Raw genomic sequence first — 23,591 nt, 5'->3', positions numbered from 1 at the left:
TCTCAGTGGTGGAAGTACGGGATGATCAGGTAGATGCCGTACAGCACCGCGAGACCGGCGATCGAGAAGCACCCATAGGCGGCCCACAGTGCCAGACGCTTCTGGGCGTCGGACAGCGGGTTCTTCTTCGCCGCCTTCTTCTGGCGCTTGGCCGCCGCCTTCGCCTCCTCCGGGGTGATCACGGTGATCGCATCGGTGAAGGATGCGGGTTCGACCAGCGGCGCACGGCCTGATGCCGCGAGAAGGCGGAGACCGAACGAGTACGCGCTCACGACGATGGCCGTCACGACCAGGGAGGCCACGGCGACGAGGAGGAATGCAGACCAGTCGATCACAGGGACACCTTCTTGATCGGCTTGGGGTTGCGTTTGATCTTGACGGCCTCACCCGACGCAGCGACCTCGCTGGTGACGTTGCTCGCGGTGACGGCGTTCCGGCGCGACTGCCAGAAGATCCCGAGGATGACCATGACGCCGACGACGGTGTCGATCACGATGCCGATGGTGCCGAGCTTGGTGATGGCTGCGGCGATGCCGCCGACGACGGCCGCCGACGGGAGCGTCAGCAGCCAGCCGATGCCGATGCGTCCGGCTGTCGCCCAGCGCACGGTGGAGCCTCTGCGACCCAGTCCGGAGCCGATCACGGATCCTGATGCCACCTGGGTGGTCGAGAGCGCGAAGCCGAGGTGCGTCGACGCGAGGATGGTCGTCGCCGTGCTGGTCTCGGCGGCGAAGCCCTGCGCCGGCTTCACATCGGTGAGGCCCGTGCCGAGGGTCTTGATGATGCGCCATCCGCCCATATAGGTACCGAGGGCGATGGCGAGGCCGCACGAGATGATGACCCACGGCTCGATCACGCCGGTGTCGGTCTGGATGCCGGCGGCGATGAGCGTGAGGGTGATGATGCCCATGGTCTTCTGGGCGTCGTTGGTGCCGTGGGCCAGAGCGACCAGCGAACTGGAGAAGATCTGGCCGTACCTGAAGCCGTCTCGCCCGTCGGGCCGGGAGTCGTAGCGGCGCGTGATGAGGTAGGCGAGCTTGGTGGCGGTGTACGCGACCAGTCCGGCGATCACTGGTGCCAGCACCGCGGGGATGATCACCTTGTCGAGCAGCACGATCCAGTCCACCGGGTCGAGGCTCCAGGCTCCGACGATCGCGGCTCCGATGAGACCGCCGAACAGGGCATGACTCGAGCTCGACGGCAGACCGAAGAGCCACGTCGCCATGTTCCACACGATGGCTCCGATGAGGCCCGCGAAGATCAGCTCCGGCGTGATGAGCACACCGTCGGATCCCTCTTTGATGATGCCGCCCGAGATGGTGAGGGCAACGGCCGTCGAGAGGAAGGCACCGACCAGGTTGAGGATCGCCGCGAGAGTCACGGCGACCTTCGGCTTCATGGCACCGGTGGCGATCGGAGTCGCCATCGCATTCGCGGTGTCGTGGAATCCGTTGGTGAAATCGAAGAACAGCGCCAGCACGATGACCAGCACGACGATCAGGGTGAGATCCACCGGCGTCTTTCTTTCAGGGGGAGGCCCGATGAAGACTTCACCGGAGGTTCACCGCTTCGCGGTTGTTGTCGAATCATGAGCGCGATACCCACGACGATGCTCGCATCCTCGCGCGCCGAGGTCAACCTGAGGGACCGTCAGCTCTCGGCGACGACGGAGGACAGGTCAGAACCGAACGTGAAGCTGCGGCGCACGGATCCCCCTGCGAGCACGGCCGGCAGCCAGAAGCGCGCGTCGTCCCACATCAGATGGAGCGGAACGGCATCGAGAGCGAACCATTCCGGATCGAGCTCGTCGGATTCGGTCGGCTCCCCGGACCACGATCGACAGACGAAGACCGTCGACTCCTGGCTCCACGCCTTCCGGTGCGGGAAGTGATAGCTGAGCAGACCCCGCTCCTCCAGCGAACGAGGGTCGACGACGAGTCCGACCTCCTCGAGGACCTCCCGGGCGATGGCCTCGGCCGGGGTCTCCCCCGGTTCCAGCTTGCCGCCGGGACCGACGTACTTCCCCTCGCCGAGTCCGAGCTTCTTGCGCCCGAGCAGAACACGCGTGACGCCGTCGGCGTCGGTGCGCAGGAGGTAGCAGACGCAGACCTGGGGAAGCGGCACTCTGAGTCGAATCAGTCGATCGGCCGGATCAGCCGAAGAGCACTGCGGCCTCGTCGTACCGCGACGGCGGGACGACGTTGAGGGCACCAGTCGCCTCGCGGATCGAGACCCGTGCGATGTCGGTGCCGCGCAGCGTCACCATCTCGCCCCAGGCCTCGTCGTGGACGGCATCAACGGCCGCCATGCCGAGGCGAGTCGCGAGGACGCGATCGTAGGCCGAGGGAGCGCCGCCGCGCTGGATGTGGCCGAGCACCGTGGCCCGCGACTCGATGCCCGTGCGCTCCTCGATCATCGGCGCGAGGATCTCGGCGATGCCGCCCAGACGCGGACGGTTGAACGCGTCGAGGCCCTTGTGCGAGTGCTGGGAGTCCATATCGCTGAGGCGGAAACCCTCGGCAACGACGATGACGGGAGCGCGTCCGCGATCGCGCACGCTCTCGACCCACTCGCAGATCTGCTCGATGGACTGCGGCTGCTCGGGCACCAGGATGGCGTGGGCGCCGCCCGCCATGCCCGAGTGCAGGGCGATCCAGCCCACGTGCCGGCCCATCACCTCGACGATCATGCAGCGACCGTGCGAGTCGGCGGTGGTGCGCAGGCGGTCGATGGCCTCGGTGGCGATCTCGACAGCCGTGTCGAAGCCGAAGGAGTAGTCGGTGGACGCGAGGTCGTTGTCGATGGTCTTGGGCACACCGACCACCTTGATGCCGCCCTCGTCGACGAGGCGGCGGGCCGCGGTGAGAGTGCCCTCTCCGCCGATCGCGATGATGGCGTCGATGCCGTTGGCATCGAGCATGCGCTGGATGTTCTCCGGGCCGCCGCCATCGCCCTCGAAGGGGTTCGTGCGCGAGGAGTGGAGGATGGTTCCTCCCTGGCGGGAGAGACCACGCACCTCCTGGCGGGGAAGCGGGACGATGTCGCCCTGGACGACGCCACGCCAGCCCCAACGGAAGCCGACGAACTCGGCCTCGTGCGAGATGACTCCCCGCAGCACGGCACCACGGATGACGGCGTTCAGGCCGGGGCAGTCGCCCCCGCTCGTCAGAATCCCGATCTTCATAGCTCTCTGAGGCTCCTTGAATCAAAAGTGACAGGACGCCACTTCTTCGGGGCGAGGATGATCGCTCCGGAGTCTATCTGTGCGGTCGTATGCAGCGCGAAACCTACAGGGTGCCGTCGAGCGCCTGGCGCAGCAGGTGCTGCAGGGCGTCGAGCTGCACGGAATCCGCGCTCACGATCTCCTGATCGGACCCGTCGAGCGCTCGAGCAGCGAGGCCCTGCTTGGCATCGATGAGCTCGGCGATCTTGGAGTCGATCGTGTGCGCTGCGATGATGCGCCACGCCGTGACGGGCTCGTCCTGGCCGATGCGGTGCACGCGGTCGATCGCCTGGGTCTGCTCGGCTGCCGTCCAGCTGAGCTCGGCGAGCACGACGTTCGACGCCGCCTGCAGGTTGACGCCGACACCGGCCGCCGTGAGCGAGCAGACGGCGACAGCCACCTCGGGGTCGTTGTTGAACGCGTCGATCGCAGCCTGACGGGCCAGCGCGGACTGGTCTCCCCGCAGGGACACGGTCTTGAGGTCCGCCTTAGCGAGGATGTCCTCTGCTGTGTCCATGACGTCGATGTGCTTCGCGAAGAAGACCACCTTGCCGACGGAGCGCGCGAGCTGGGCCGCGTAGTCCGCCGCGAGGGCGGCCTTGGCCTGGCCGATCTTGCGCACCATCGTGAAGACGTTCTCGCCGTTCTTGGCCGACTTCGACTCCTCGAGCTCAGCGGTGGCGACGGCCCGTACGAAGGAGTCGTACTGGTCGTCGTCGAGCTGGCCGCGTGTGAGCTCGCGCGTGCGGAGCAGGGCATCGAACCTGTCGCGGAGTCGGTAGCCGAGTTCGCGTTCCGCCTGGCGGATGCTCCGACCCAGGTCGTCGTCGAGTTCGACCGGCAGATCGGCGATGCGCTTCGCGGGCAGGTCGGCAGCGACGTCGACCTTGCGACGGCGCACGATGCCCATGTCGATCACTGCGGCACGGGCATCCGCGTAGAACCCGAAGTCGGCAGGGGTCAGCCCGGTCTCCTCGAGCTTCTGCATGAGCTTGGGGGCCGGCTTGTCGCCGTCGATCCACCCGAGGAACTGCCAGATGGCACGGAAGTCGTCGACGTCGTTGATGAGGGGCGTGCCCGTCAGGGCGAGCAGGAGGGCCTCTCCGCCCGGCGCCTTCTGGCGGATGTGCTGAGCGAGCGCCAGCACGTTCTTGGAGCGCTGCGACTGCAGGTTCTTGATGAAGTGGGCCTCGTCGACGACCATGCCCTTGAAGCCGAGGGTTGTGAGCCACGCCATGTGGCGGTCGAGCACGTCGTAGTTGACCACGACGACGTCTGCGAAGGCGTCGAGGGTCTGGCCGTCTCCGTGGATGACGGTGGCTCGGCGGTGCGGCGTCCAGCGCTCCACCTCACGTGCCCAGTTCATCTTCACGACGTTGGGCACGACGGCGAGCAGCGGGTAGGCGTCGGCGACGGATGCCGCGAGCACGCTCTGCGCCGTCTTGCCGAGTCCGGGCTCATCGGCGAGCAGGAAGGTGCGGTGACCCTGACGCACGCTCTCGACGAAGCGTGCCTGGTGCTTCATGATCTCCATGCCGCGCGGCGACAAGCGATCGATCTTCGGCGCCTCGGGCAGTGACATCGTCGCTGCCTGGCCGCCGGAGCCGTATTCGAACGACTTGAACAGCGGCCCGAGGAGTTCCCAGTTGGCGAGGCGCCGCACGGGAACGGCTGGGGCGGTCTGGCGCGAGAAGTCGGGTGCGAGGAACGGATTGGCGAGCTGACGGGCCTTCACCGACTGCGGGATGACCTGGTTGGCCGCGGGAACCGGCTTGACCTCGGCCTCTCGGGTGATGATGAGCTCGTCGGGGCTGAGCTCGGCGCCGGACTCGAGCAGCCAGTCACGACGGAAGCGCTGCGCGACCGTCGAGACGCCGGCATCCGGTTCCAGCAGCGTGATCAGGCTGGTGTCGCGCGCCGCGGTCTTCGCGAGGATCTGGGCGATGCCGTCGAGCCGCTTCAGAAGTTCGGCCCTGGCCGTCTCGTTGAGTTCCTTGTCGGCCTTGACCCTGGCCCGCTCCTCGCGCATGAGCAGCGCGATCACCTGGTACTTGGTGCGGTTCGTCGGTCCGAGCTTGCCGCCCTGCGCCTTCGCCTCGACCTCGCGCACCTTGCGGGCGAGGATCGGGATGATCGGGGCGTCGTCGTCGCGCGACCTCGTTCGGGTGCGCGTCGTTCGCTGATCGGGCATGTGTCCTTCCGTGGTGTCAGGTTCTCGCCGTCGGGCCCGCCTGCTCGAGAGAGTTGGCTGCCGGCTGCGGAACGCCTGCGTGAGGAACCCGGACTCAAGCAACGCGCTGATACGCGGTCGAGACGGTGACGGGGTTCGTCGACGCGCGCCCATTCTACGCCGATCCGCGCAGGCATGGGCATCGCGGATGCCGCGCGTCGCCGGTCGGGTGCCCGTCGAAGATCGGAGGGGCCGGGCCGAACGATTCAGGAAGTACCCTGATCGGGTGATCGACGACATCAAGAAGCGCGCCCTGCATCGAACCCGCATCCTCGAGGGCCAGCTGCGCGGACTCGAGAAGATGATCGAGAACGAGGACTACTGCGTCGACATCCTCACGCTGTCGCTCTCGATCCAGAAGTCCCTCGGGTCGCTCAACAAGCTCATCGTCGAGAACCATCTGCGCACGCACGTCACCGACATGTTCGACGCCGGAGGAGACCAGCGCGAGGCGGCCGTCGGCGAGCTGCTCTCGATCTTCGAGCTGCAGGCCCGGTCGGCGACGACGGAGTCTCCGGCGGACGCGGCCGCGGCTGCGGTCGAAGCCTCCTCGGCGCCCTGATCACCTGGCCCGTGGTGGGCGTCGCCGCGATCAGGTGCCGCGCGCGGTCGAGGCGAACCAGGCGTCGAGCTCGCTCGGCACGTCGGTGATGATTCCGTCGACGCCGAGGGCGCTGACCTCCGCCCAGGTGTCGTCGGAGTTCAGCGTGTAGCAGAGCACTCCGAGGTCGGCGCCGTGCATACGTCTCACGGCTTCCGGCTGTGCTGCGACGGACTTCGCCGTCGTTGCGATGGCCAACACCCCGAACTTCCTGGCCATCGGCACGGGATCGGCCGGAAGTTCCCGAGCCAGCATCAGGCGAGGGTACTGGGGCGCGACGACCTGGATGTTCGCCAGCGTCTCGAGGCTGAACGACTCGAGCATGATGCGCCCGGTCAACGGCCGGCTGTCGATCAGGTCGATCACCGTACGCACCTCGTCGGCGCTCCAGATCGCCTTCAGTTCGATCAACGCCGACTTCTCCGTCTTCGCGAGGCCGTCGAGGAAGGTCGCCAGTGTCGGGATGCGGGTGCCGGCGTACTCGCGGGCGAAGAACGATCCGGCATCCATCCTGCGCAGTTCCTTGAGGGTGTGATCGCCGACTCCGCCCTTCTTCCCGGTCACGCGCTCGAGCGTCGTGTCGTGGAAAAGGACGGGCACGCCGTCGCTCGTGAGCTGCACATCGGTCTCGACGAAGGCCAGCGCCGGGTTGGCGAACGCGGCTTCGAAGGCCGGCATGGTGTTCTCGGGCGCGACGGAGCGATCTCCCCTGTGGCCGGCGATGAAGGCGGCCTGTCCCGGCGCCCGCAGGCCGCCGAAGACGTCGGCGGCATAGACGCCGCTCACCGAGGGAACGACGGCGACGACCAGCGCGAGCCCCAGGACGGCGGAGATGGAGAGTAGTCGGAACCAGTGGGCGGCAGAGCGGATTCCGCGACGCGCGTTCGGGTCGCGGCGGGGGTGCACGGTCAACGGATCGGGTCCTTCCGGCTGCCGAGCGCGTCGTTGCGCCGTGCAGGTGGATCGACCCTAACCCATCCGTTACCGTTTCGTTACCCGCCGCTCAGGCAGTCCGCGCCCCACTTCGGGGGTCTCGAATCAACGCGTGACGAGAGCGATGTACTCCGCGTGACGGTCCTGCCAGGTGGGCAACCAGCGCTCCTGCCACGCGTCCCAGTCCTGCCCGATGCCGTCGAGGGCCTCGGCGAGATGGTCGAGGTGCAGGTGCCAGCCCGCGAGCGACATGGCGACGAATCGCTCCTCGGCGGGGCGGATCAGGTCGATGAACGTCAGTCGGGTTCCGGCATCCGTCGCCTCGAGCTCCCACCGCAGGAGTCCGTGCTCGGAGTTCGTGAACTCGAGGACCCTCTCCGGTTCCCAGACCGTCACGGCTCCCTCCCACCACACGCCGGCCTCGGGAGAGTTGAGCCAGCGGAGATCGAATCGCCCGCCCACTCTCGGCTCGATCTTCGAGTCGGCCCACCAGAGACGGGTGAGCGCGGGCTGCGTGAGCATCGCCCAGACCGCGTCGACGGGATGGCCGTAGTCGCGAACGAACATCATGCGCCAGTCCTCGTCGATGCACTCGACCGATCCCAGGTGCGACGCGCCGCCGTCGGGGTGATGTGAACTCATGCGGGTCTCCGCTCCGATCTCGGTCCGAGGGCCGCCTCCGTGATGCGGTTGGTCATTCCGGCGAAGATGACCCCGTGGAATGGCCAGACCGCCCACCAGTAGAGCCGCCCTGTCAGGCCCTTCGGGAAGTAGATCGCCCGTTGGCGGTAGATCGATCCGCCGTCATCCGTGGGTTCTGCCGACATCTCGAGCCAGGCCCGACCCGGCAGACGCATCTCGGCGCGCAGACGCAGCAGGCGACCACGGTCGATCCGTTCCACCCGCCAGAAGTCGAGGGCGTCGCCGGTGTTCAAGGTGCCGGCATCGCGGCGTCCGCGGCGCAGGCCCACTCCCCCGACGATCCAGTCCATCCAGCCGCGCACCGCCCACGCGAGCGGGAACGAGTACCAACCGTTCTTGCCACCGACCCCCTCGATGACCTTCCACAGGTCCTGCGGCGCTGCGGCGGTACGCCTCTCGCGCACATCCGTGTAGACCAGGGTGCCAGCCCAGTCGGGGTCGCTGGGCAGAGGATCACTCGGTGCACCCTCCACCGCCGAATCGCGCCAGCTGGTCTCGACATCGCCGTCGCGTTCTCGCTGCAGAGCAAGGCGAACGGCACGCCTGTAGCCGGTCAGACCCTCGGCGGGAGGCGGGATGACGGCGTCGATGTCGTGTTCGCGCACGACGCAGTCCACCTGCAATGACTCGATGATGGGCACGGCGAGCGAACGCGGGATGGGCGTGACCAGATTGACCCACTGCGAGGCCAGCCAGGGCGTGAGAACGGGAAGCGCCGCGATCGGCCGCTGGTGCAGGCCGGCCTCGAGAGCGTATCCGTTCATCATCTGGCCGTAGCGCAGAACGTCGGGTCCGCCGATGTCGAAGGTGCGGTTGACGCGCGCATCGACCGAGGCCGCCTCGACCAGGTAGTGCAGCACATCGCGGACGGCGATCGGCTGGATGAAGTTGCGCACCCATTTCGGCGCCGGCATGTACGGCAGCACCTCGGTGAGGTGACGGATCATCTCGAAGGAGGTCGAGCCGGAACCGATCACGACGCCGGCCTGCAGCACGATCGACGGCACGCCAGAGCCGATGAGGATGCGCCCGACCTCGACCCGTGACCGCAGGTGCTTCGACAGGGGAACGCCGTCGGGGTGCAGGCCGCCGAGGTACACGATGCGCCCCACTCCGGCCGCGAAGGCGGCATCGGCCAGGGTCGTGGCGATGGCACGCTCCCGCGCCTCGAAGTCGCCGCCCCCTCCACCCATCGAGTGGACCAGGTAGTAGAGCACGTCGGCGCCCTCGGATGCAGCGCGCGCCGTCGCGGCATCTGTGAGGTCGCCGGTGACGATCTCGACCTGCTCGAACCACGGGACGTCGGAGAGCCGATCGGGGTTGCGCACGACGACACGCACCCTGAAGCCGGCGGCGAGCAGGCGCGGCACGAGACGACCGCCGATGTAGCCGGTCGCGCCCGTGACGACGGCCAGCCCTGCCGGCGTCACCGGCGCTCGTTGCCGCGCTTGTAGTTGCCCGTCGCCTTGGCCAGCAACAGCTGCGTCGAGCGTTCGTCTGCCGACGCCAGCGTCGTGACGAGTCGCGCCGCCGATGCTCCGCTCACCGTGAGCACCGTGCGGCCTCCGCGGGCGACCAGCACCTGGCCGCCGCTCGTGACGCGATAGTCGAACGGGTCGCTCTCGAGGCGACCGCGGGCATCAGTTCCTCCGTTGGACATGTCTCGAGCTTAAGCGCAGATCCTGAGAACATGAACCCCGTTCGGGGGTGCGGCGCGTTTCGGCGGCGGCGCCGGTGCTAGATCAGACCCTTCGTGTGCCACACGGTCTTCGTCTCGGTGAACGCCGTGATGCGCTCCAGAGACGGAGCGGCGGCGTCGGGACCGTTCTCGGGCTGGAACACGCGCTTCAGCGTGTCCGCGGCCGAGATCTGCAGGTCGATCCACTCGAGCTCGCCGGCTCCGACGAGGTCTATGGCGTTGACGTCGGCATGGCTGGCGAGCCACGGTGCGATCTCAGCAGGCGAACCGGTGAGGATGTTCACCACTCCCCCGGGCACGTCGCTGGTGGCGAGCACCTCCGACAGGCTGATGGCCGAGAGCGGCAGCTTCTCGCTGGCGACGACGACCACGGTGTTGCCGGCGACGAGGGCCGGAGCGATGGCCGAGACCAGGCCGAGCAGCGATGAGTCCTGCGGCGCGATGATCGCCACGACGCCCGTGGGCTCGGGAACGGAGATGTTGAAGTACGGACCGGCGACGGGATTGCCGTTCCCCGCCACCTGGGCGTACTTGTCGGCCCAGCCCGCGTACCAGACCCAGCGGTCGATCGCGGTGTCGACCTGGGTGGTCGCCGCCGCGGTCGTGACACCCTCGGCGTCGACGATCTCGGCGATGAACTGGGCACGGCGCCCCTCGAGGAGCTCGGCGATGCGGTAGAGCACCTGACCGCGGTTGTATGCCGTCTGCCCCGACCAGCCGCCGACGGCGGCTCGGGCGGCCACGACGGCGTCGCGGGCGTCCTTGCGCGAGGCCTGGGCCGCATTCGCGAGGAAGGCGCCCTTGGCGCCGACGATCTCGTAGACACGACCGGACTCGCTGCGGGGGAACTTGCCGCCGATGTAGAGCTTGTAGGTCTTCGGCACGGCGAGGCGGGTCATTTCGCGGCTCCCTTGGTCTTCGTCGATCGAGTAGCGCGCGGCGAAGCCGCCCGCGTATCGAGATCATCATGGTCAGCGGTTATCGATACGCGGCCGACGGCGGCGGTGGACGACGCGGGCTTCAGGTAGGCGGCGAGGCCGTGGCGACCGCCCTCGCGGCCGTAGCCGGACTCCTTGTAACCACCGAACGGCGACGCCGGATCGAACCGGTTGAATGTGTTGGCCCACACCACGCCGGCGCGCAGCTTGTCTGCCACGGCGAGGATGCGGCTGCCCTTGTCGCTCCAGATTCCGGCTGAGAGGCCGTAGGGCGTGTTGTTGGCCTTGGCGATGGCCTCGGCCGGAGTGCGGAACGTGAGCACGGAGAGCACCGGTCCGAAGATCTCATCCCTGGCGATGCGGTGGCTCGTCGAGACGTTGGTGAAGATCGTCGGCGCGTACCAGAATCCGTTCTCGGGGATGGCGCAGTCCGCCTGCCAGCGCTCGGCGCCCTCTTCGACGCCGATGTCGCTGAGCTCGCGGATGCGGTCCAGCTGCTCGCGCGAGTTGATGGCACCGATGTCGGTGTTCTTGTCGAGCGGATCCCCGAGGCGCAGGGTGGAGAGGCGGTCCTTGAGGCGGTCGACGACCTCGTCGTGGATCGACTCCTGCACGAGCAGGCGACTGCCGGCACAGCACACGTGGCCCTGGTTGAAGAAGATGCCGTTGACGATGCCCTCGACGGCCTGGTCGATGGGGGCGTCGTCGAACACGATGTTCGCAGCCTTGCCGCCGAGCTCGAGGGTGAGCTTCTTGGACGTTCCGGCCACCTGCTTGGCGATGGCACGGCCGACGGCGGTGGAGCCCGTGAAGGCGACCTTGTCGACATCGGGATGAGCAACCAGCGCGGCGCCGGTGTCTCCGGCCCCGGTGATGATGTTGACGACTCCTGGCGGCAGGTCCGCCTGCTGCACGATCTCCGCGAACAGCAGTGCCGTGAGCGGCGTGGTCTCGGCCGGCTTCAACACGACGGTGTTGCCCGCTGCCAGCGCCGGGGCGATCTTCCACGCGAGCATGAGCAGCGGGAAGTTCCACGGGATGACCTGCGCTGCGACGCCGAGCGACGCGGGGTTGGCTCCGAGACCGGCGTGATCGAGCTTGTCGGCCCAGCCGGCGTAGTAGAAGAACCAGGCGGCCACCAGGGGCACGTCGACGTCGCGGCTTTCCTTGATCGGCTTGCCGTTGTCGAGCGACTCGGCGACGGCGAGCTCGCGAGCACGTTCCTGAACGAGGCGGGCGATGCGAAACAGGTACTTGCCCCGATCGCTGCCCGACATGCGGGACCACACACGGGAGTGGGCACGGCGCGCCGCGGCGACGGCCGTATCGACATCGCCCTCCGACGCTGTCGCGATGGTGGCGATGTGCTCTTCCGTCGCCGGCGAGATGGTCTGGAACGGTGTTCCGTTTCCGGCACGCCACTCACCGTCGATGAACAGGCCGTAGTCGCTGCGGAGGTTGAGGACGGCGCGGGATTCCGGCGCCGGGGCGTAGTCGAGGAATGTCATGTCGGTTGCCTTAATCGATCGTCACGTAGTCGGGGCCCGAGTAGTGCCCTGTCGTCATCTTCTGGCGCTGCAGCAGCACGTCGTTGAGCAGGCTCGACGCACCGAAGCGGAACAGGTGCGGCGTCAGCCACTCCTCCCCGACGGTCTCGGCCACTGTCACGAGGTACTTGATCGCGTCCTTGGAGGTGCGGATGCCGCCGGCCGGCTTCACACCGATCTTCTGGCCGGTGAGCTTGTGCCAGTCCCGCACGACCTCGAGCATCGAGAGCGTCACGGGAAGGGTCGCGGCCGGGGCCACCTTGCCTGTGGACGTCTTGATGAAGTCGCCGCCGGCCAGGATGGCGAGCCAGGATGCCCTGCGCACGTTGTCGTATGTGTTGAGCTCACCCGTCTCGAGGATGACCTTGAGGTGGGCGTAGCTCCCGTCCGCACGGCGGCAGGCCTCCTTCACGGCCACGATCTCGTCGTGGACCTCGCCGTAGTGGCCCATGAGGAACGCGCCGCGGTCGATGACCATGTCGATCTCGTCCGCACCGGCTGCAACGGCGTCGGCGGTGTCCTCGAGCTTGATCGAGCGGGAGGACCGTCCGCTGGGGAACGCCGTGGCGACGGCGGCGACCGAGATGCCGCCGGCATCCGGGTCGCCGTGCACCGAACCGAGGGCCTCGACGGCGTGGGGAACCATGTCGCCGTAGACGCAGACCGCGGCGACGCGCGGGGTGCTCAGGTCGCTGGGGTCGGGAGTGAGCGCCTTCGCGACGAGCGAGCGCACCTTGCCGCGGGTGTCGGCACCCTCGAGGGTGGTGAGGTCGATGAGCTCGATGATCTTGTCGAGCGCCCACTTCTTCGACGTCGTCTTGATGGAGCGGGTGCCGAGGCCGGCTGCGCGCTGTTCGAGGCCGACGGCGTCGACCCCCGGGATTCCGTGCAGGAAGCGGCGCAGGTTGGCGTCGGTGGCCTCGCCGCCGATCACGGCGAGCGCCTGCTCCCTCTGGACGATCTGAGTTCCGGTCATGGTGTTCCTTGCTCGTTGTGCTTCTGTGCGTTCTGCGTCGGTGCTCTGCGTGCGGCGTGAGCTGGGTGCGGTGGGATCAGTACTCGTCGAGCAGGCTGAGGGCGGTGGCCTCGTCTGTCACGAGCACGGTGCAGAGGCCGCTGCGCACCACCGCGTTGGCGACGGCGTGCTTGCCGCCTCCGGCGATCACCGCGATGCTGCGGTCGGATGCGCGGAGCCTGTCGTGCGACAGGCCGACGGTGCGTGCATCGAGGGTGGGGTCGACGATGTTGCCGTCGGCGTCGATGTAGCGGCCGACCACGTCTCCGACGGCACCCTTGCGCACGAGCTCGTGCACGTCGTCGACGGTGAGGTATCCGCTGTCGACCAGCACGGAGTGCTCGTCGGCCGTGCCGGCGGAGTAGAGGTAGGCGTTGGCGCTCGTCGCCATCTCGAGCACGGCCGAGACCGCGCGGTCGCCCTCGATGGCGAGCTTGGTCTCGAGGCGCTCGAGGATGGCCGGGCTCGGCAGCAGGGTGGCTTGGCCGCCGGCCTTCTGGGCGATGGTGACCGCCGTGGTCGCGGCGGTGCCCGCTCGGCGGTTCAGGCTGACGCCGCCGTTGATCTGCACGACGTTGACGCCGGTCGACCAGCCGTCCTTGAGGTGCTCGGACACCTCGTACAGGGTGCGGCCCCATGAGATGCCGAGGGTGCGCGGGATGGGACGGATGGAGGCGAGATAGTCGGCGGCGGCCTGCGCGGTGCGCGCCTGCAGCTCCTCCTCGCCGGTGATGCCGGCCGTCGAGACCACGATGGCGTCCTTCAGTCCGCGCTCCTCACGGAGCCGACGCTCGATGGGAAGACGACGGGCGCGCGGATGCACGATCTCGATGCGGATGAAGCCGTTGGCCTTCGCCTGCGCGAGGAGGCGACCCACCTTCCAGCGGGTGAGGCGGAGGATCGACCCGATCTCGTCCTGGGTCTTGTCCTCTTCGTAGTACAACTCGGCCGCACGGATGCTGAGCAGTTCGTCGGACTCGATCATCGGCCACCTCCTGCACTGCGTTGCCGTTCCTCCAGCGTAGGCACGGTGCGTGCGCGTTTCAACACTCGTAGGCATGTTTGCTCATATGAGCAGCGTGTGCGCGCGAAAACGACACAGTGGCGCTCGAGGAGCCGGGCTGGCTCTACCGGCGAGAAGGGTTGCGACGCTCGTGCGCGTCCTCGAGGAGGTGCGGGCGTGCGACGACGACGCCGGCGAAGGCGCCGGCGACGGCCGTCACCATGAGGAACACCAACGGCACCGCCCAGCCACCGCTGGTCTCGTGCAGGATGCCCACCACCAGCGGGCCGATGGCGCCGATCGTGTAGCCGATGCCCTGCACGAACCCGCTCAGGGCGACCGATCCGGCGTGAGTCCTGGTGCGCAGGTTGATGAGGACGAGAGCGAGCGGGAACAGGAGCGGACCGGCGCCGGCGAAGGCGACCCAGAGCCACGTCGCCGTGGCCGGGATGAGGAGCAGCCCGAGGTAGCCGACGAGGAAGAACACGACACCGGCGTAGACGAGGATGCCCACGTTCCGCATCCGCGATGCCAGCCACGGGATGAGAAGTCCGGCCGGCAGTCCCATGGCCGCAAACAGCGAGAGCAGGGCGCCGGCCTGGGTCGGGGTGGTGCCTGCCGTGTCGGCCAGCAGACTCGGCAGCCAGGCGAACATCGCGTAGGCGTTCAGCGACGACACGGCGAAGACCACGGCGAGCGCCCACGCGATCGACGAGTGCCAGACCCGACCCATGAGAGCGGGTTCGGCGTGCTCGGGCTGCGGGTCGGCAGAAGCCGCGCGGTGCCTGATCACGAGGGCCACCCAGGGGATGAGGGCGGCGAACGCGAAGACCGCCCACATTCCGAGCGAGACCCGCCAGCCGGCCGAGTCCGCGACGGGCACCGCGACGAGCGCCGGGATGAAGGTGCTGAAGCTGAGCAGCGTCACGTAGACGGAGGTGACCAGTCCGACCCTGTCGGGGAAGTACTTCTTGACCAGCGGTGGCAGCAGCACGTTCCCGACGCCGAGCCCGGCGAAGGTGATCGCGCTGCCGACGAGCAGGAGCACCGCGTTCGGCGCGAAGCCGCGGGCGAGGTGGCCGACGACCATCGCGATGATCGCGGCGATGAGCACGGGCTCGAGGCCGAAGCGTCGGGTGAATGCCGGCGAGAGGATGCCGAAGACGGCGAAGCACACCGGGGGAAGCATCCCGAGCACGCCGATGATGGTGGGGGTGAGTGCCAGTTCAGCGCTGATCTCGTCGACGATGGGCGAGAGCGCAGCCACCGCCGTGCGCAGGTCGAGGGCCACCAGGAAGATGCCGAGCAGGGCGAGGGTGCGGCCGGCCCAGAGCGGTCGCTGCTGGGTCGTCGTCACCGATCCAGTCTAGGCTTGCCGACATGGCGGACTTCGCACGGTACCTCCCGCTCAGTGCCCGGCCACCCCAGGACGAGACCGGTGTCTCGAGCCACTGGGGCGCCGACATCGCCGCTGTTCTGGAAGCCGTCTCCGACCTCCTCGCGGTGCAGTCGCCGGCAGCGCTCGACACGCCGAGCCTGCACCAGGGGTGGAGCGTGCGCGACGTCGCCGGCTACCTCTCGTGGCGGCTCGCCGTTCCGACCGGCGAGCTGGTGCGTGCCACGTCGCTGGCCCTCGTCGAGAACGGCTTCAGCCAGCGTCGGGTCTCTGAGTCTTTCGCTCGCCGCGGCGCCGACCTGCCCCCCGACGAGCTCATCGCGGCTCTGCGCGCCATCGCCGCCGACAAGCGAGCGGACGTGGGGCGCACGAGCATCCGCGAGCTCGCGATCGCCGTCGTCGGCGGCCTCGACATCTCCAAGCCGCTCGGAGCCGTGCTGAGCATTCGCCCGGCGGCATCCGGAGCCGTCGCCCTGCGACGAGCCCTCAACGGCCCTACCGAGATCAAGGCCGTGATCCGAGACCGTTCCCTCACGGCGACCGACGCCGAGTGGAGCTTCGGCCGCGGACCGGCCATGAGCGACACGGCCGAGGCCATCCTGCTATTCCTCTACGAGCGCAGTGACAGGGCACCGGGTTCAGGCCGTTCCGGCGACATCGGAGACTCCGGCGCCGGGGACTGACTCCGACGCCGGTCGGGTCGGCCGTGGCGCAGGTCAGGCCAGCAGCTCGCGGGCCGCGTCGACGTCGGACTGGATCTTCTCGATGAGGGCGTCGATGCCGGTGAAGGCCCACATGCCCCTGATGCGGTGCGCGAACTCGACCGTCACGACGTGGTCGTAGAGGTCGATGTCCTCGTCGATCACGTAGGCCTCGACCTGCTTGTGCGGCACTCCCTCGAAGGTCGGGTTGTTTCCCACCGAGATGGCGGCCGGATAGCGCACCCCGTCGTCGACCAGGTGGCCGGCGTAGACGCCGTCGGCCGGAATCAGGCCCTCAGATTCCGGCGACAGATTGGCCGTCGGGAAGCCGAGCTCACGGCCGCGGGCTGCGCCGTGCACGACGACACCGCGCACGGACGGCACATGGCCGAGAAGAGTCGTCGCTGCCGCGACATCGCCCTCGTCCAACAGGCTGCGGATCCAGGTCGACGAGACGCGGTGCTCGCCGTCGGGCCGCACGTCGTCGATGACGTCGACCGTGAATCCGGATGCCGCCCCCAGTTCGCGAAGCAGAGCGACGTCGCCGGCACCCTTGGCGCCGAACCTGAAGTCGCTGCCGACGAGCACACGGCGGGCTCCGAGGCCATCGACCAGCACCCGGCGCACGAACTCCTCGGGGCTCTGGGCGGCGAAAGCCTCGTCGAAGGCGACCAGCAACGTCGCGTCGACACCCGTCTCCCCCAGCAGTTCGAGCTTCTGCTCGGTGCTGACGAGGGAGGCCGGGCACTTCTCGGGGTTCAGCAGGGCGAGCGGGTTGCGGTCGAAGGTGACGACGACCGCGGCGAGCCCATCGGCGTCGGCCGTCGCGCGGAGGCGGTCGATGACGGCGCGGTGACCGGCGTGCACCCCGTCGAACTTGCCAATGGTGACGACGGATGCCGGCCGGTCGGCAGGGACGGCTTCGAGGCCGTCGTACACGATCACGCTGCGGCTCCCGATGGCCCGGGGCCGGGCTGGGTTCCCGAGGCTCCGACGGTCGACGGCTCCGCCTGCGCCGGCTGCGCGACGGGGCGGTGCCTGGCGAGCCACCAGAGGCCGAGCACGGGAAGGACGAGCGGGATGAAGAGATATCCGGCGCCGAACAGGGTCCACACCGTCGAGGTGCGCCCGAAGGGGTTCCCCGTGCCGGTGCCGAGCAGGTCCGGAGCCAGGAGCGTGATGGCCCCGACGACCAGGACGCCGACGAGTTCGAAGGTGATGGTGATCCACGCGACGCGGTACCAGGCGCGTCCGGGCGCGATCAGGGCGATCGTCGCGACGATGTAGACGACCGCGGACAGGCCCGAGAGAGTGAACGCGACGGGGGCCTCATCGAAGCGCTCGATGATCTGCACGAGCGTTCGTCCCGTGGCGGCGAGCGCCAGGATGCCGTAGACGGCGACGAGCACGCGGCCGACCCCGCTCATCCGAGGCGTTGGCTGGGTGCTGGCATCCGCGCTGCGCGGGGCGATCGTGTCTGGCATGTCGCCTCCAATTATTGCAAGCGAAGACTACAGACCCTGCACGAACCAGATCTGGGTCATGCGGTAGACCATCACGGCCACCGCCAGGCAGACGACGCCGATGACGACAGTGCTCCACCGCGAGCGTTCGATGAGGGCCCAGAACCCGCCGGCGATCGGCAGCAGGGCCGCAGAGATGAGGTAGACCCAGTACTCGAGCAGGCTCCCGCTCGGCTCGTTGCCGACCAGCGGCGCCACGATCGAGACGGCGATCTGGACGATGAGCAGCAGCTCGACGATGGCGAGGGGGGCCATCGTCAGGTCGCTGGGCTTGCGCCCGACGAGCCCGAGCACGATGGCGAGCAGGGCACCGACCACGGCGACGGCGATCTGCACGCCGGCGAACCAGGCAATCACGAAGGGTCCGTTGCGGCGGCATCCGTCGGCGCGGAGGCATCCATCGGGAAGTTGACCACGCTCTTGTACGAGGCACCACGGAACTCGACGAGTCCGACGAGCCGGCCGTTGGGAGCGATGGCGGCGAGGGTGCCGGATGCCGGTGCGGCACCCTCGTCCGGTGTCACGCGCTTGCCGTGACCCAGGTCGATGGACTGCTGCTCGGTGAGCTCCAGCACCGGGAACAGCTGCCGTGCCGCGTCGGCGGGCGGGATGAGAGCCGACGCGACGTCGACGGTCTCGAGCTCTCCGGCATCCTCAACATGGAACGGACCGACTCTAATGCGCCTGAGAGCGGTGAGGTGGCCGCCGATGCCGAGCCCCATGCCGAGGTCACGGGCGAGAGCGCGGATGTACGTTCCGGAGGAGCACTCGACGCGCACCTCGAGATCGAGATAGCCGTCGACGGGTGTCGTGGAGAGCAGGTCGAACGCGGAGACCGTGACCGGACGCGCCTTCAGGTCGACGGTCTCGCCGGCACGCACCCTGGCGTAGGCGCGCTTGCCGTCGACCTTGATGGCGCTGACGGCGCTCGGAACCTGCTCGATGTCGCCGGTGAGGATGCCCATGACCCGGCGGATGTCGTCGGCCGTGACGGCGTTCACGGCCTCAGCCCTGGCCTGACCGAGCTCCTGGCCTTCGGCGTCATCCGTCGTGGTCGACGATCCCAGCCTGATGGTGGCGGTGTACTCCTTGTCGACGCCGACGATGTAGGTGAGCAGCCGGGTCGAGCTCTCGATGCCGAGGATCAGCAGTCCTGTCGCCATCGGGTCCAGGGTGCCGGCATGCCCGACTTTGCGCGTGCCCGCGAGGCGCCGCGTGCGGGCGACGGCGTCGTGGCTGGTCCAGCCCTGCGGCTTGTCGAGGAGCAGGATGCCGCTGGAAGTCACGCCTTCGAGGGTATCAGCGCGGAGGTGCCCGCCAGCCCGTCGCGCACGACGGCGAGCTTGTCGCCGAAGGTGCAGGCGAGGAGCTCGATCGCGTCGGCGTCCTCGTCGAGGCTCTCGGTGAGCCCCGTGGCGAGGAGGGTGTTGATGAGCATCCCATTGGCCAGGAACTCGCGGATCTGCACGGGGTCGAAGCCTCCCTCGTCGCGCAGGGCACTGTAGATGCGCATGAACCCCGCGCGAGCGACGGGCCCGATACGCGGATCGGAGCCGAGCATGAATCCCTGCATGAGGGAGAGCATGATGCCGCGGTCCTCGATGAGGTCCACATACGCTGCGCCGATCCGGGCTTCGACGGGACGCGGGTCATCGGAAGCCGCCATCGCCGCGCGGAACACCTCGAGGATGCGGTCGCTCGTGCGCTCCAACACCTCGACGAAGAGGTTCTCCTTGCTGCCGAACATGCGCACGACGTAGGGCTGGCTGATGCCGGCGGCCCTGGCGACCTGGTCGGTCGTCGCGCCCGCGTAGCCGAGCTCTCCGAACACGTTCGTCGCCGCGTTCAGGATGAGTTCCCGCCGTTCGGCGGCCGGGATGCGGCCGGCCGGCGAGCGATCGTCGCTTGACGACGGAGCTGAGCGGATCATGCTTGACATGTTATCAGGCGATAACTAATGTTCCATCTTGTAATCATCCGATTACCTCATGAGAGACCATCCCCTGCTCGAAGGAACACTCCCGATGTCTTCGCTCTCCGCAACCGCCCGGCGTGTGCCGACCTGGCTCGCCATCGTCGCGGCCAGTCTGCCCATGTTCATGGCCACCCTCGACAACCTCGTCATCACCAACGCCCTGCCGGCCATCCGCCTCGACCTCGATGCGTCCATCGAGGAGTTGCAGTGGTTCGTGAACGCGTTCACCCTCGCCTTCGCGACGTTCATCCTGGCGGCAGCCGCCCTCGGTGATCGCATCGGCCGGCGCACTGTGTTCGTCGCCGGAATCGTCATCTTCACCCTCGCCAGCGTGATGGCCGCCCTGAGCACCGAGCCGTGGCAGCTCATCGCCGCCCGCGCAGTCCAGGGCTTCGGCGCCGCGGGGATCATGCCGCTCTCCCTCACCCTGCTCGCCGGCTCGGTTCCCGCCAGACTGCGCCCCGCCGCCATCGGCATCTGGGGCGGTGTCGCCGGACTGGGCGTGGCCACGGGCCCGCTTGTCGGCGGCGCCGTCATCGAGGGATGGAACTGGGAGGCCATCTTCTGGCTGAACATCCCGATCGGCATCGTCGCGGTCCCCCTCGCGCTGCTCGCCCTGCCGAACACCCTGGGCGCGCGCCTGCGCATCGACGTCGTCGGCGTGCTCCTCGCCGGCCTCGGGGTGCTGGGCATCGTCTTCGGCATCGTGCGCGGCAACGACGCCGGCTGGGACAGCGCCGAGGTGCTCGCCGCCCTCGCCCTCGGTACGGCTCTGCTCGCCGCCTTCCTGTACTGGGAGTCGCGGACGACAGCTCCCCTGTTGCCGCTACGGCTCTTCCGCGACCGCAGCTTCTCGGTGGCGAACATCGTGGGCTTCGCCTTCAGCTTCGGCATGTTCGGCAGCATCTTCATCCTGATCCAGTTCCTGCAGATCGTTCAGGGGGACTCGCCCCTGGCCGCGGCCGTCAAGACCATGCCGTGGACCCTCGCTCCCATGGTGATCGCGCCCCTCGCCGGCCTGTTCTCGGCCCGGATCGGCACCCGCGCCCTGATCGTGGCCGGCCTCTCCTTCGAGGCGATCGCCCTCACCTGGCTCGGGCTCACCCTGTCGGCCGACGTGACGTACGCCACACTCGTGGCGCCGTTCATCGTGGCCGGTGTGGGAATGGGCCTCGTCTTCGCCCCGAGCGCAACAGCCGTGCTGGCATCGATGCCCGAGGCCGACACGGCCAAGGCGTCCGGAACGAACTCGACCCTGCGCGAGGTGGGCATCGCCCTCGGGGTGGCCGTGCTGACCGCCGTGTTCGTGGGGGCAGGCGGCGAACTCACCCCGACGGGCTACGTCGACGCGGCCATCCCGGCGGTGTTCACCGGCGCCGCCGTGCTGCTGCTCGCCGTGGTCGCGGCACTCTTCCTCCCGGCGGGGCGCGGTGCTCAGGCGGCATCCGGCGTGGAGTCGTCAGGAAGCGATGAGGCGTTCCAGCCGGTCATCCGGGAGGCCGTAACCTCGAAGGCATGAGAATCGGGATCATCGGGGCCGGCGCGCTCGGAGGCACCTTCGCGGTGCTGCTCGAGCGGGCCGGCCACCAGATCCAGGTGACAGCCCGCGGGTCCGGCCTCGCCGCCGTCCAGGCCGGGGGGATCAGGCTCTCGGGTGGTTTCGGCGATGGACACGGGCATCCGGATGCCGCACCCCTGCTCTCCGGCAGGTTCGACCTCGTGCTCGTCTGCACCAAGGCGCAGGACGCCGAGGCCGCCATCGAGGCGAACGCCGCCGTCGTGAACGGCTCACCGGTGATCGTCGTGCAGAACGGTCTCGACGGAGTGGGCATCGCCGCCGAGCTGCTCCCCGATTCCGACTGCTTCGGGGCGCTGTCGATCATCGCGGCCAATTACACGGAGCCCGGCGTCGTGCGGGTCACCACGCGGGCCGCCACGTACCTCGGGCGCGGATCAGGGCCGGCCGATCAGGCGTCCACACGGTGGGCCGGCGTGCTCTCCGAAGCCGTTCCCGTCGTCGCGGTCGACGACTTCGTGGGGTCGCAATGGACGAAGCTCGTCGTCAACATGCTGAACGGGCTGCCCGCCATCACGGGTCTCAGCGTGCAGGCGATCATCGCCGACAGGGCGCTGCGACGCGTTCTCACCGCGAGCATGCGCGAGGCCGTGCGCACGGGCATGGCACGCGGCATCAGGTTCGGGTCGCTGCAGGGTCTCAGTGACGGGAGCCTGCGGTTCTTCTCCCGACTGCCGCTGTCGCTCGGGCAGGCCCTGCCGCGCTCGATGGGCGTGCGCATGGGATCGGTGCCGAACCTCGGCTCGACGCTGCAGAGCCTGCGTCGCGGCCAGCGCACGGAGATCGACTTCCTCAACGGCGCCATCGTGCGCGAGGCTGATGCCGCAGGCACGACGGCGCCGGTGAATGCCGCCATCGTGAAGATGGTGCACGAGGTCGAGGCATCCGGCGCCTCGATCGGGCGGGATGAGGTGCTGCGGCGGATCGTCGTGTGACGGTGATCTCGATACGCGTCCGACTTCGTCGGGCGCTACTCGATCAGCGGGGGGCCGCCTCAGCAGCTGTCCAGGAACAGCCGGCGCGGCCTCGACCTCTCGGTGTTGTCGATCACGGCGGTCGCGAAGCGACGCGGATGCTCCTTCACGGCGTAGAGGATGTCCGCCTCGTCGGTCGGCTCGACGTCGAGGAAGGCGCTCCAGTTCCACAGGGAGCGCAGTTCGGGGCGGTTGGCGAAGCGCCCGTCGACGATGAGGGTGGCATCCGGTGGCCCCGTGATCCACTTCGGGATGATGCGGGTGTCGCGCGTCGGGTCGAACGCCTGGGTCACGAAGCCCGTGCTGCCCGCCAGACGGAACGGCTCGAGCAGCACGCGGCGCAGCAGCGAGTAGTCGAAGCCGTAGCCGTAGTAGCGTTCTGCAGTCTCGGGGCCGAATGCCGCCTGTTCCTCCCGTGATCGGTGGAAGTGCTCGAGGCTGGCCCGGAACACGGGATGCCCGCGCTCGGTGAAGACGGCGGCCAGGTCGTCGCCGAATTCGGTCTTTCCACTGCGCACGGGTCCGTCGATCGCAACGACGGTGCGCCCGCGCCCGTAGTTGTGCAGGATCTCATCGGCGAGCGAACGCAGAAACCTGACGCGGGGGGTGGTGACGAGCTCCATGACCCGAGCCTAGTTCCGACCGGGGCTTCACCTAGGCTGAAAGCGATGTCTCCCCTCGCGACCGCCGTCACCGACTGGTTCCGCAGCACCGGCCGCGACCTGCCGTGGCGTCGACCCGGCTTCACGGCCTGGGGCACCCTGGTGAGCGAGTTCATGTTGCAGCAGACACCGGTGAACCGCGTCATCCCGCACCTCGAGGCCTGGCTCGAGCGCTGGCCGACCCCGGCAGATCTCGCCGCAGTCCCCTCCGGCGAGGCCGTGAGGGCGTGGGCCACCCTGGGCTACCCGCGGCGGGCGCTCTGGCTGCATCAGGCGGCAGTGCAGATCACCGAACAGCACGGCGGCACCGTGCCATCCGACGTCGACGACCTGCTGGCGCTGTCCGGCATCGGCGACTACACCGCCCGGGCCGTCGCCGCCTTCGCCTATGGCGAGCGGCATCCCGTCGTCGACACCAACACCAGGCGCGTCATCGCCCGTGCCATCCACGGGCGGGCGGATGCCGCTCCCCCAGCCAAGCGGGACCTCGCCGACATGGAGGCCCTGCTGCCGGCCGACGAGGCGGACGCACGGCTCTTCAACGCCGGGATGATGGAGCTCGGCGCCCTGGTCTGCGTGGCGCGAACCCCCCGCTGCGACGCCTGTCCCATCGTCGATGCGTGCGCCTGGCGCGCGGCGGGCTACCCGGAGTACGACGGTCCGCGCACTCCCGTGCAGAAGAAGTTCGCCGGCTCCGACCGGCAGGTCCGCGGTCTCATCATGCGCGAACTGCGGGCCGCCCATGGTGCTGTGACGGATGCCGAGATCGCCACACTCTGGACCGATGAGGCCCAGCTCGCGCGTGCCATCGCCGGGCTGCTGGCCGACGGCCTCGCCGTGTCGACGACGAGCGGGTACGTCCTGCCCTGAACAGTCAGCCCCTACGACGAAGA

The 23,591-nt window shown here is 68.7% G+C and carries 25 protein-coding genes; 5 read left to right on the top strand and 20 right to left on the bottom strand.

The window, feature by feature from the left end:
- Positions 1-2 precede the first annotated feature (2 nt).
- The 5 genes from ASC59_RS01560 to ASC59_RS01540 all read right to left on the bottom strand — a co-directional run bounded on the left by ASC59_RS01560 (position 3) and on the right by ASC59_RS01540 (position 5,414).
- On the bottom strand, positions 3-335 hold the full coding sequence (locus tag ASC59_RS01560; protein ID WP_055817740.1) for a hypothetical protein: 333 nt from the start codon (positions 333-335) through the stop codon (positions 3-5).
- Positions 332-1,513 carry an inorganic phosphate transporter gene (locus ASC59_RS01555; protein ID WP_055817738.1) on the bottom strand — a complete coding sequence of 394 codons (1,182 nt, stop codon included), beginning with the start codon at positions 1,511-1,513 and terminating at the stop codon, positions 332-334. The genes ASC59_RS01560 and ASC59_RS01555 overlap by 4 nt, the downstream gene beginning before the upstream one ends.
- Positions 1,514-1,650: 137 nt before the next feature.
- Positions 1,651-2,124, bottom strand: coding sequence for an 8-oxo-dGTP diphosphatase (locus tag ASC59_RS01550; RefSeq protein ID WP_055817736.1), 474 nt, complete (start codon positions 2,122-2,124; stop codon positions 1,651-1,653).
- 28 nt (positions 2,125-2,152) lie between these two features.
- Complete coding sequence (locus ASC59_RS01545) at positions 2,153-3,184, bottom strand: 6-phosphofructokinase (RefSeq protein WP_055817734.1); 1,032 nt, start codon at positions 3,182-3,184, stop codon at positions 2,153-2,155.
- 103 nt (positions 3,185-3,287) lie between these two features.
- On the bottom strand, positions 3,288-5,414 hold the full coding sequence (locus ASC59_RS01540; RefSeq protein WP_055817732.1) for a DEAD/DEAH box helicase: 2,127 nt from the start codon (positions 5,412-5,414) through the stop codon (positions 3,288-3,290).
- 265 nt (positions 5,415-5,679) lie between these two features.
- On the opposite strand from ASC59_RS01540, the gene ASC59_RS01535 reads away from it, so the two are divergent.
- Entirely contained in the window at positions 5,680-6,015 is a 336-nt protein-coding gene (locus ASC59_RS01535) for a metal-sensitive transcriptional regulator (RefSeq protein WP_082513328.1), read from the top strand.
- A gap of 30 nt (positions 6,016-6,045) precedes the next feature.
- Here the strand turns inward: ASC59_RS01535 and ASC59_RS01530 are convergent, their stop codons facing one another.
- The 9 genes from ASC59_RS01530 to ASC59_RS01490 all read right to left on the bottom strand — a co-directional run bounded on the left by ASC59_RS01530 (position 6,046) and on the right by ASC59_RS01490 (position 15,248).
- Positions 6,046-6,960 (bottom strand): glycerophosphodiester phosphodiesterase, encoded by a 915-nt coding sequence (locus ASC59_RS01530; RefSeq protein ID WP_235492679.1) that lies wholly within the window; start codon positions 6,958-6,960, stop codon positions 6,046-6,048.
- A gap of 132 nt (positions 6,961-7,092) precedes the next feature.
- Positions 7,093-7,629: an SRPBCC family protein gene (locus ASC59_RS01525; RefSeq protein WP_055817727.1), complete on the bottom strand. Its 537-nt coding sequence runs from the start codon at positions 7,627-7,629 to the stop codon at positions 7,093-7,095.
- Positions 7,626-9,119, bottom strand: a complete 1,494-nt coding sequence (locus ASC59_RS01520) for an SDR family oxidoreductase (RefSeq protein WP_055817725.1) — start codon at positions 9,117-9,119, stop codon at positions 7,626-7,628. The genes ASC59_RS01525 and ASC59_RS01520 overlap by 4 nt, the downstream gene beginning before the upstream one ends.
- Positions 9,116-9,349, bottom strand: coding sequence for a hypothetical protein (locus ASC59_RS01515; protein WP_055817723.1), 234 nt, complete (start codon positions 9,347-9,349; stop codon positions 9,116-9,118). Before ASC59_RS01515 ends, ASC59_RS01520 begins: the two co-directional genes overlap by 4 nt.
- A gap of 77 nt (positions 9,350-9,426) precedes the next feature.
- Positions 9,427-10,287: an aldehyde dehydrogenase family protein gene (locus ASC59_RS01510; RefSeq protein WP_055817721.1), complete on the bottom strand. Its 861-nt coding sequence runs from the start codon at positions 10,285-10,287 to the stop codon at positions 9,427-9,429.
- Positions 10,284-11,834, bottom strand: a complete 1,551-nt coding sequence (locus ASC59_RS01505) for an aldehyde dehydrogenase family protein (protein ID WP_082513327.1) — start codon at positions 11,832-11,834, stop codon at positions 10,284-10,286. The genes ASC59_RS01510 and ASC59_RS01505 overlap by 4 nt, the downstream gene beginning before the upstream one ends.
- Before the next feature lie 10 nt (positions 11,835-11,844).
- On the bottom strand, positions 11,845-12,849 hold the full coding sequence (gene deoC / locus ASC59_RS01500; protein ID WP_055817719.1) for a deoxyribose-phosphate aldolase: 1,005 nt from the start codon (positions 12,847-12,849) through the stop codon (positions 11,845-11,847).
- 76 nt (positions 12,850-12,925) lie between these two features.
- Positions 12,926-13,873, bottom strand: a complete 948-nt coding sequence (locus ASC59_RS01495; protein WP_055817718.1) for a sugar-binding transcriptional regulator — start codon at positions 13,871-13,873, stop codon at positions 12,926-12,928.
- Between the two features lie 142 nt (positions 13,874-14,015).
- The gene (locus ASC59_RS01490) at positions 14,016-15,248 is read right to left on the bottom strand and encodes an MFS transporter (RefSeq protein ID WP_055817716.1); all 1,233 of its coding nucleotides are present in this window, start codon (positions 15,246-15,248) and stop codon (positions 14,016-14,018) included.
- 23 nt (positions 15,249-15,271) lie between these two features.
- Here ASC59_RS01490 and ASC59_RS01485 point away from each other — a divergent pair, with 23 nt between their 5' ends.
- Complete coding sequence (locus ASC59_RS01485) at positions 15,272-15,970, top strand: maleylpyruvate isomerase N-terminal domain-containing protein (protein ID WP_055817714.1); 699 nt, start codon at positions 15,272-15,274, stop codon at positions 15,968-15,970.
- A gap of 33 nt (positions 15,971-16,003) precedes the next feature.
- Here ASC59_RS01485 and ASC59_RS01480 read toward each other — a convergent pair whose 3' ends face one another.
- The 5 genes from ASC59_RS01480 to ASC59_RS01460 are packed head-to-tail and all read right to left on the bottom strand — an operon-like array spanning position 16,004 to position 19,441.
- A complete protein-coding gene (locus tag ASC59_RS01480; RefSeq protein ID WP_055817712.1) occupies positions 16,004-16,933 on the bottom strand; it encodes a bifunctional riboflavin kinase/FAD synthetase in 930 nt (309 codons plus the stop codon).
- A complete protein-coding gene (locus ASC59_RS01475) occupies positions 16,930-17,472 on the bottom strand; it encodes a hypothetical protein (RefSeq protein ID WP_055817709.1) in 543 nt (180 codons plus the stop codon). Before ASC59_RS01475 ends, ASC59_RS01480 begins: the two co-directional genes overlap by 4 nt.
- 27 nt (positions 17,473-17,499) lie before the next feature.
- Positions 17,500-17,868 carry a hypothetical protein gene (locus tag ASC59_RS01470; protein ID WP_055817707.1) on the bottom strand — a complete coding sequence of 123 codons (369 nt, stop codon included), beginning with the start codon at positions 17,866-17,868 and terminating at the stop codon, positions 17,500-17,502.
- Positions 17,865-18,797, bottom strand: coding sequence for a tRNA pseudouridine(55) synthase TruB (gene truB / locus ASC59_RS01465; protein WP_055817705.1), 933 nt, complete (start codon positions 18,795-18,797; stop codon positions 17,865-17,867). Before truB ends, ASC59_RS01470 begins: the two co-directional genes overlap by 4 nt.
- On the bottom strand, positions 18,794-19,441 hold the full coding sequence (locus tag ASC59_RS01460) for a TetR/AcrR family transcriptional regulator (protein WP_055817704.1): 648 nt from the start codon (positions 19,439-19,441) through the stop codon (positions 18,794-18,796). The genes truB and ASC59_RS01460 overlap by 4 nt, the downstream gene beginning before the upstream one ends.
- 94 nt (positions 19,442-19,535) lie before the next feature.
- Between ASC59_RS01460 and ASC59_RS01455 the strand changes: the two genes are divergently transcribed.
- Both ASC59_RS01455 and ASC59_RS01450 read left to right on the top strand, forming a co-directional pair.
- A complete protein-coding gene (locus ASC59_RS01455) occupies positions 19,536-21,005 on the top strand; it encodes an MFS transporter (RefSeq protein WP_055817702.1) in 1,470 nt (489 codons plus the stop codon).
- On the top strand, positions 21,002-21,997 hold the full coding sequence (locus ASC59_RS01450; protein WP_055817700.1) for a ketopantoate reductase family protein: 996 nt from the start codon (positions 21,002-21,004) through the stop codon (positions 21,995-21,997). The genes ASC59_RS01455 and ASC59_RS01450 overlap by 4 nt, the downstream gene beginning before the upstream one ends.
- A gap of 59 nt (positions 21,998-22,056) precedes the next feature.
- Here the strand turns inward: ASC59_RS01450 and ASC59_RS01445 are convergent, their stop codons facing one another.
- Positions 22,057-22,659, bottom strand: coding sequence for a hypothetical protein (locus ASC59_RS01445; RefSeq protein ID WP_055817698.1), 603 nt, complete (start codon positions 22,657-22,659; stop codon positions 22,057-22,059).
- 45 nt (positions 22,660-22,704) lie between these two features.
- Here ASC59_RS01445 and ASC59_RS01440 point away from each other — a divergent pair, with 45 nt between their 5' ends.
- Positions 22,705-23,568 (top strand): A/G-specific adenine glycosylase, encoded by an 864-nt coding sequence (locus ASC59_RS01440; RefSeq protein ID WP_055817696.1) that lies wholly within the window; start codon positions 22,705-22,707, stop codon positions 23,566-23,568.
- Positions 23,569-23,591: the final 23 nt, after the last annotated feature.

Source organism: Leifsonia sp. Root1293 (assembly GCF_001425325.1).
GTDB lineage: Bacteria > Actinomycetota > Actinomycetes > Actinomycetales > Microbacteriaceae > Orlajensenia.
The sequence above is the reverse complement of the archived record's forward strand: the minus strand, read 5'-3'. Positions and strand labels throughout refer to the sequence as shown.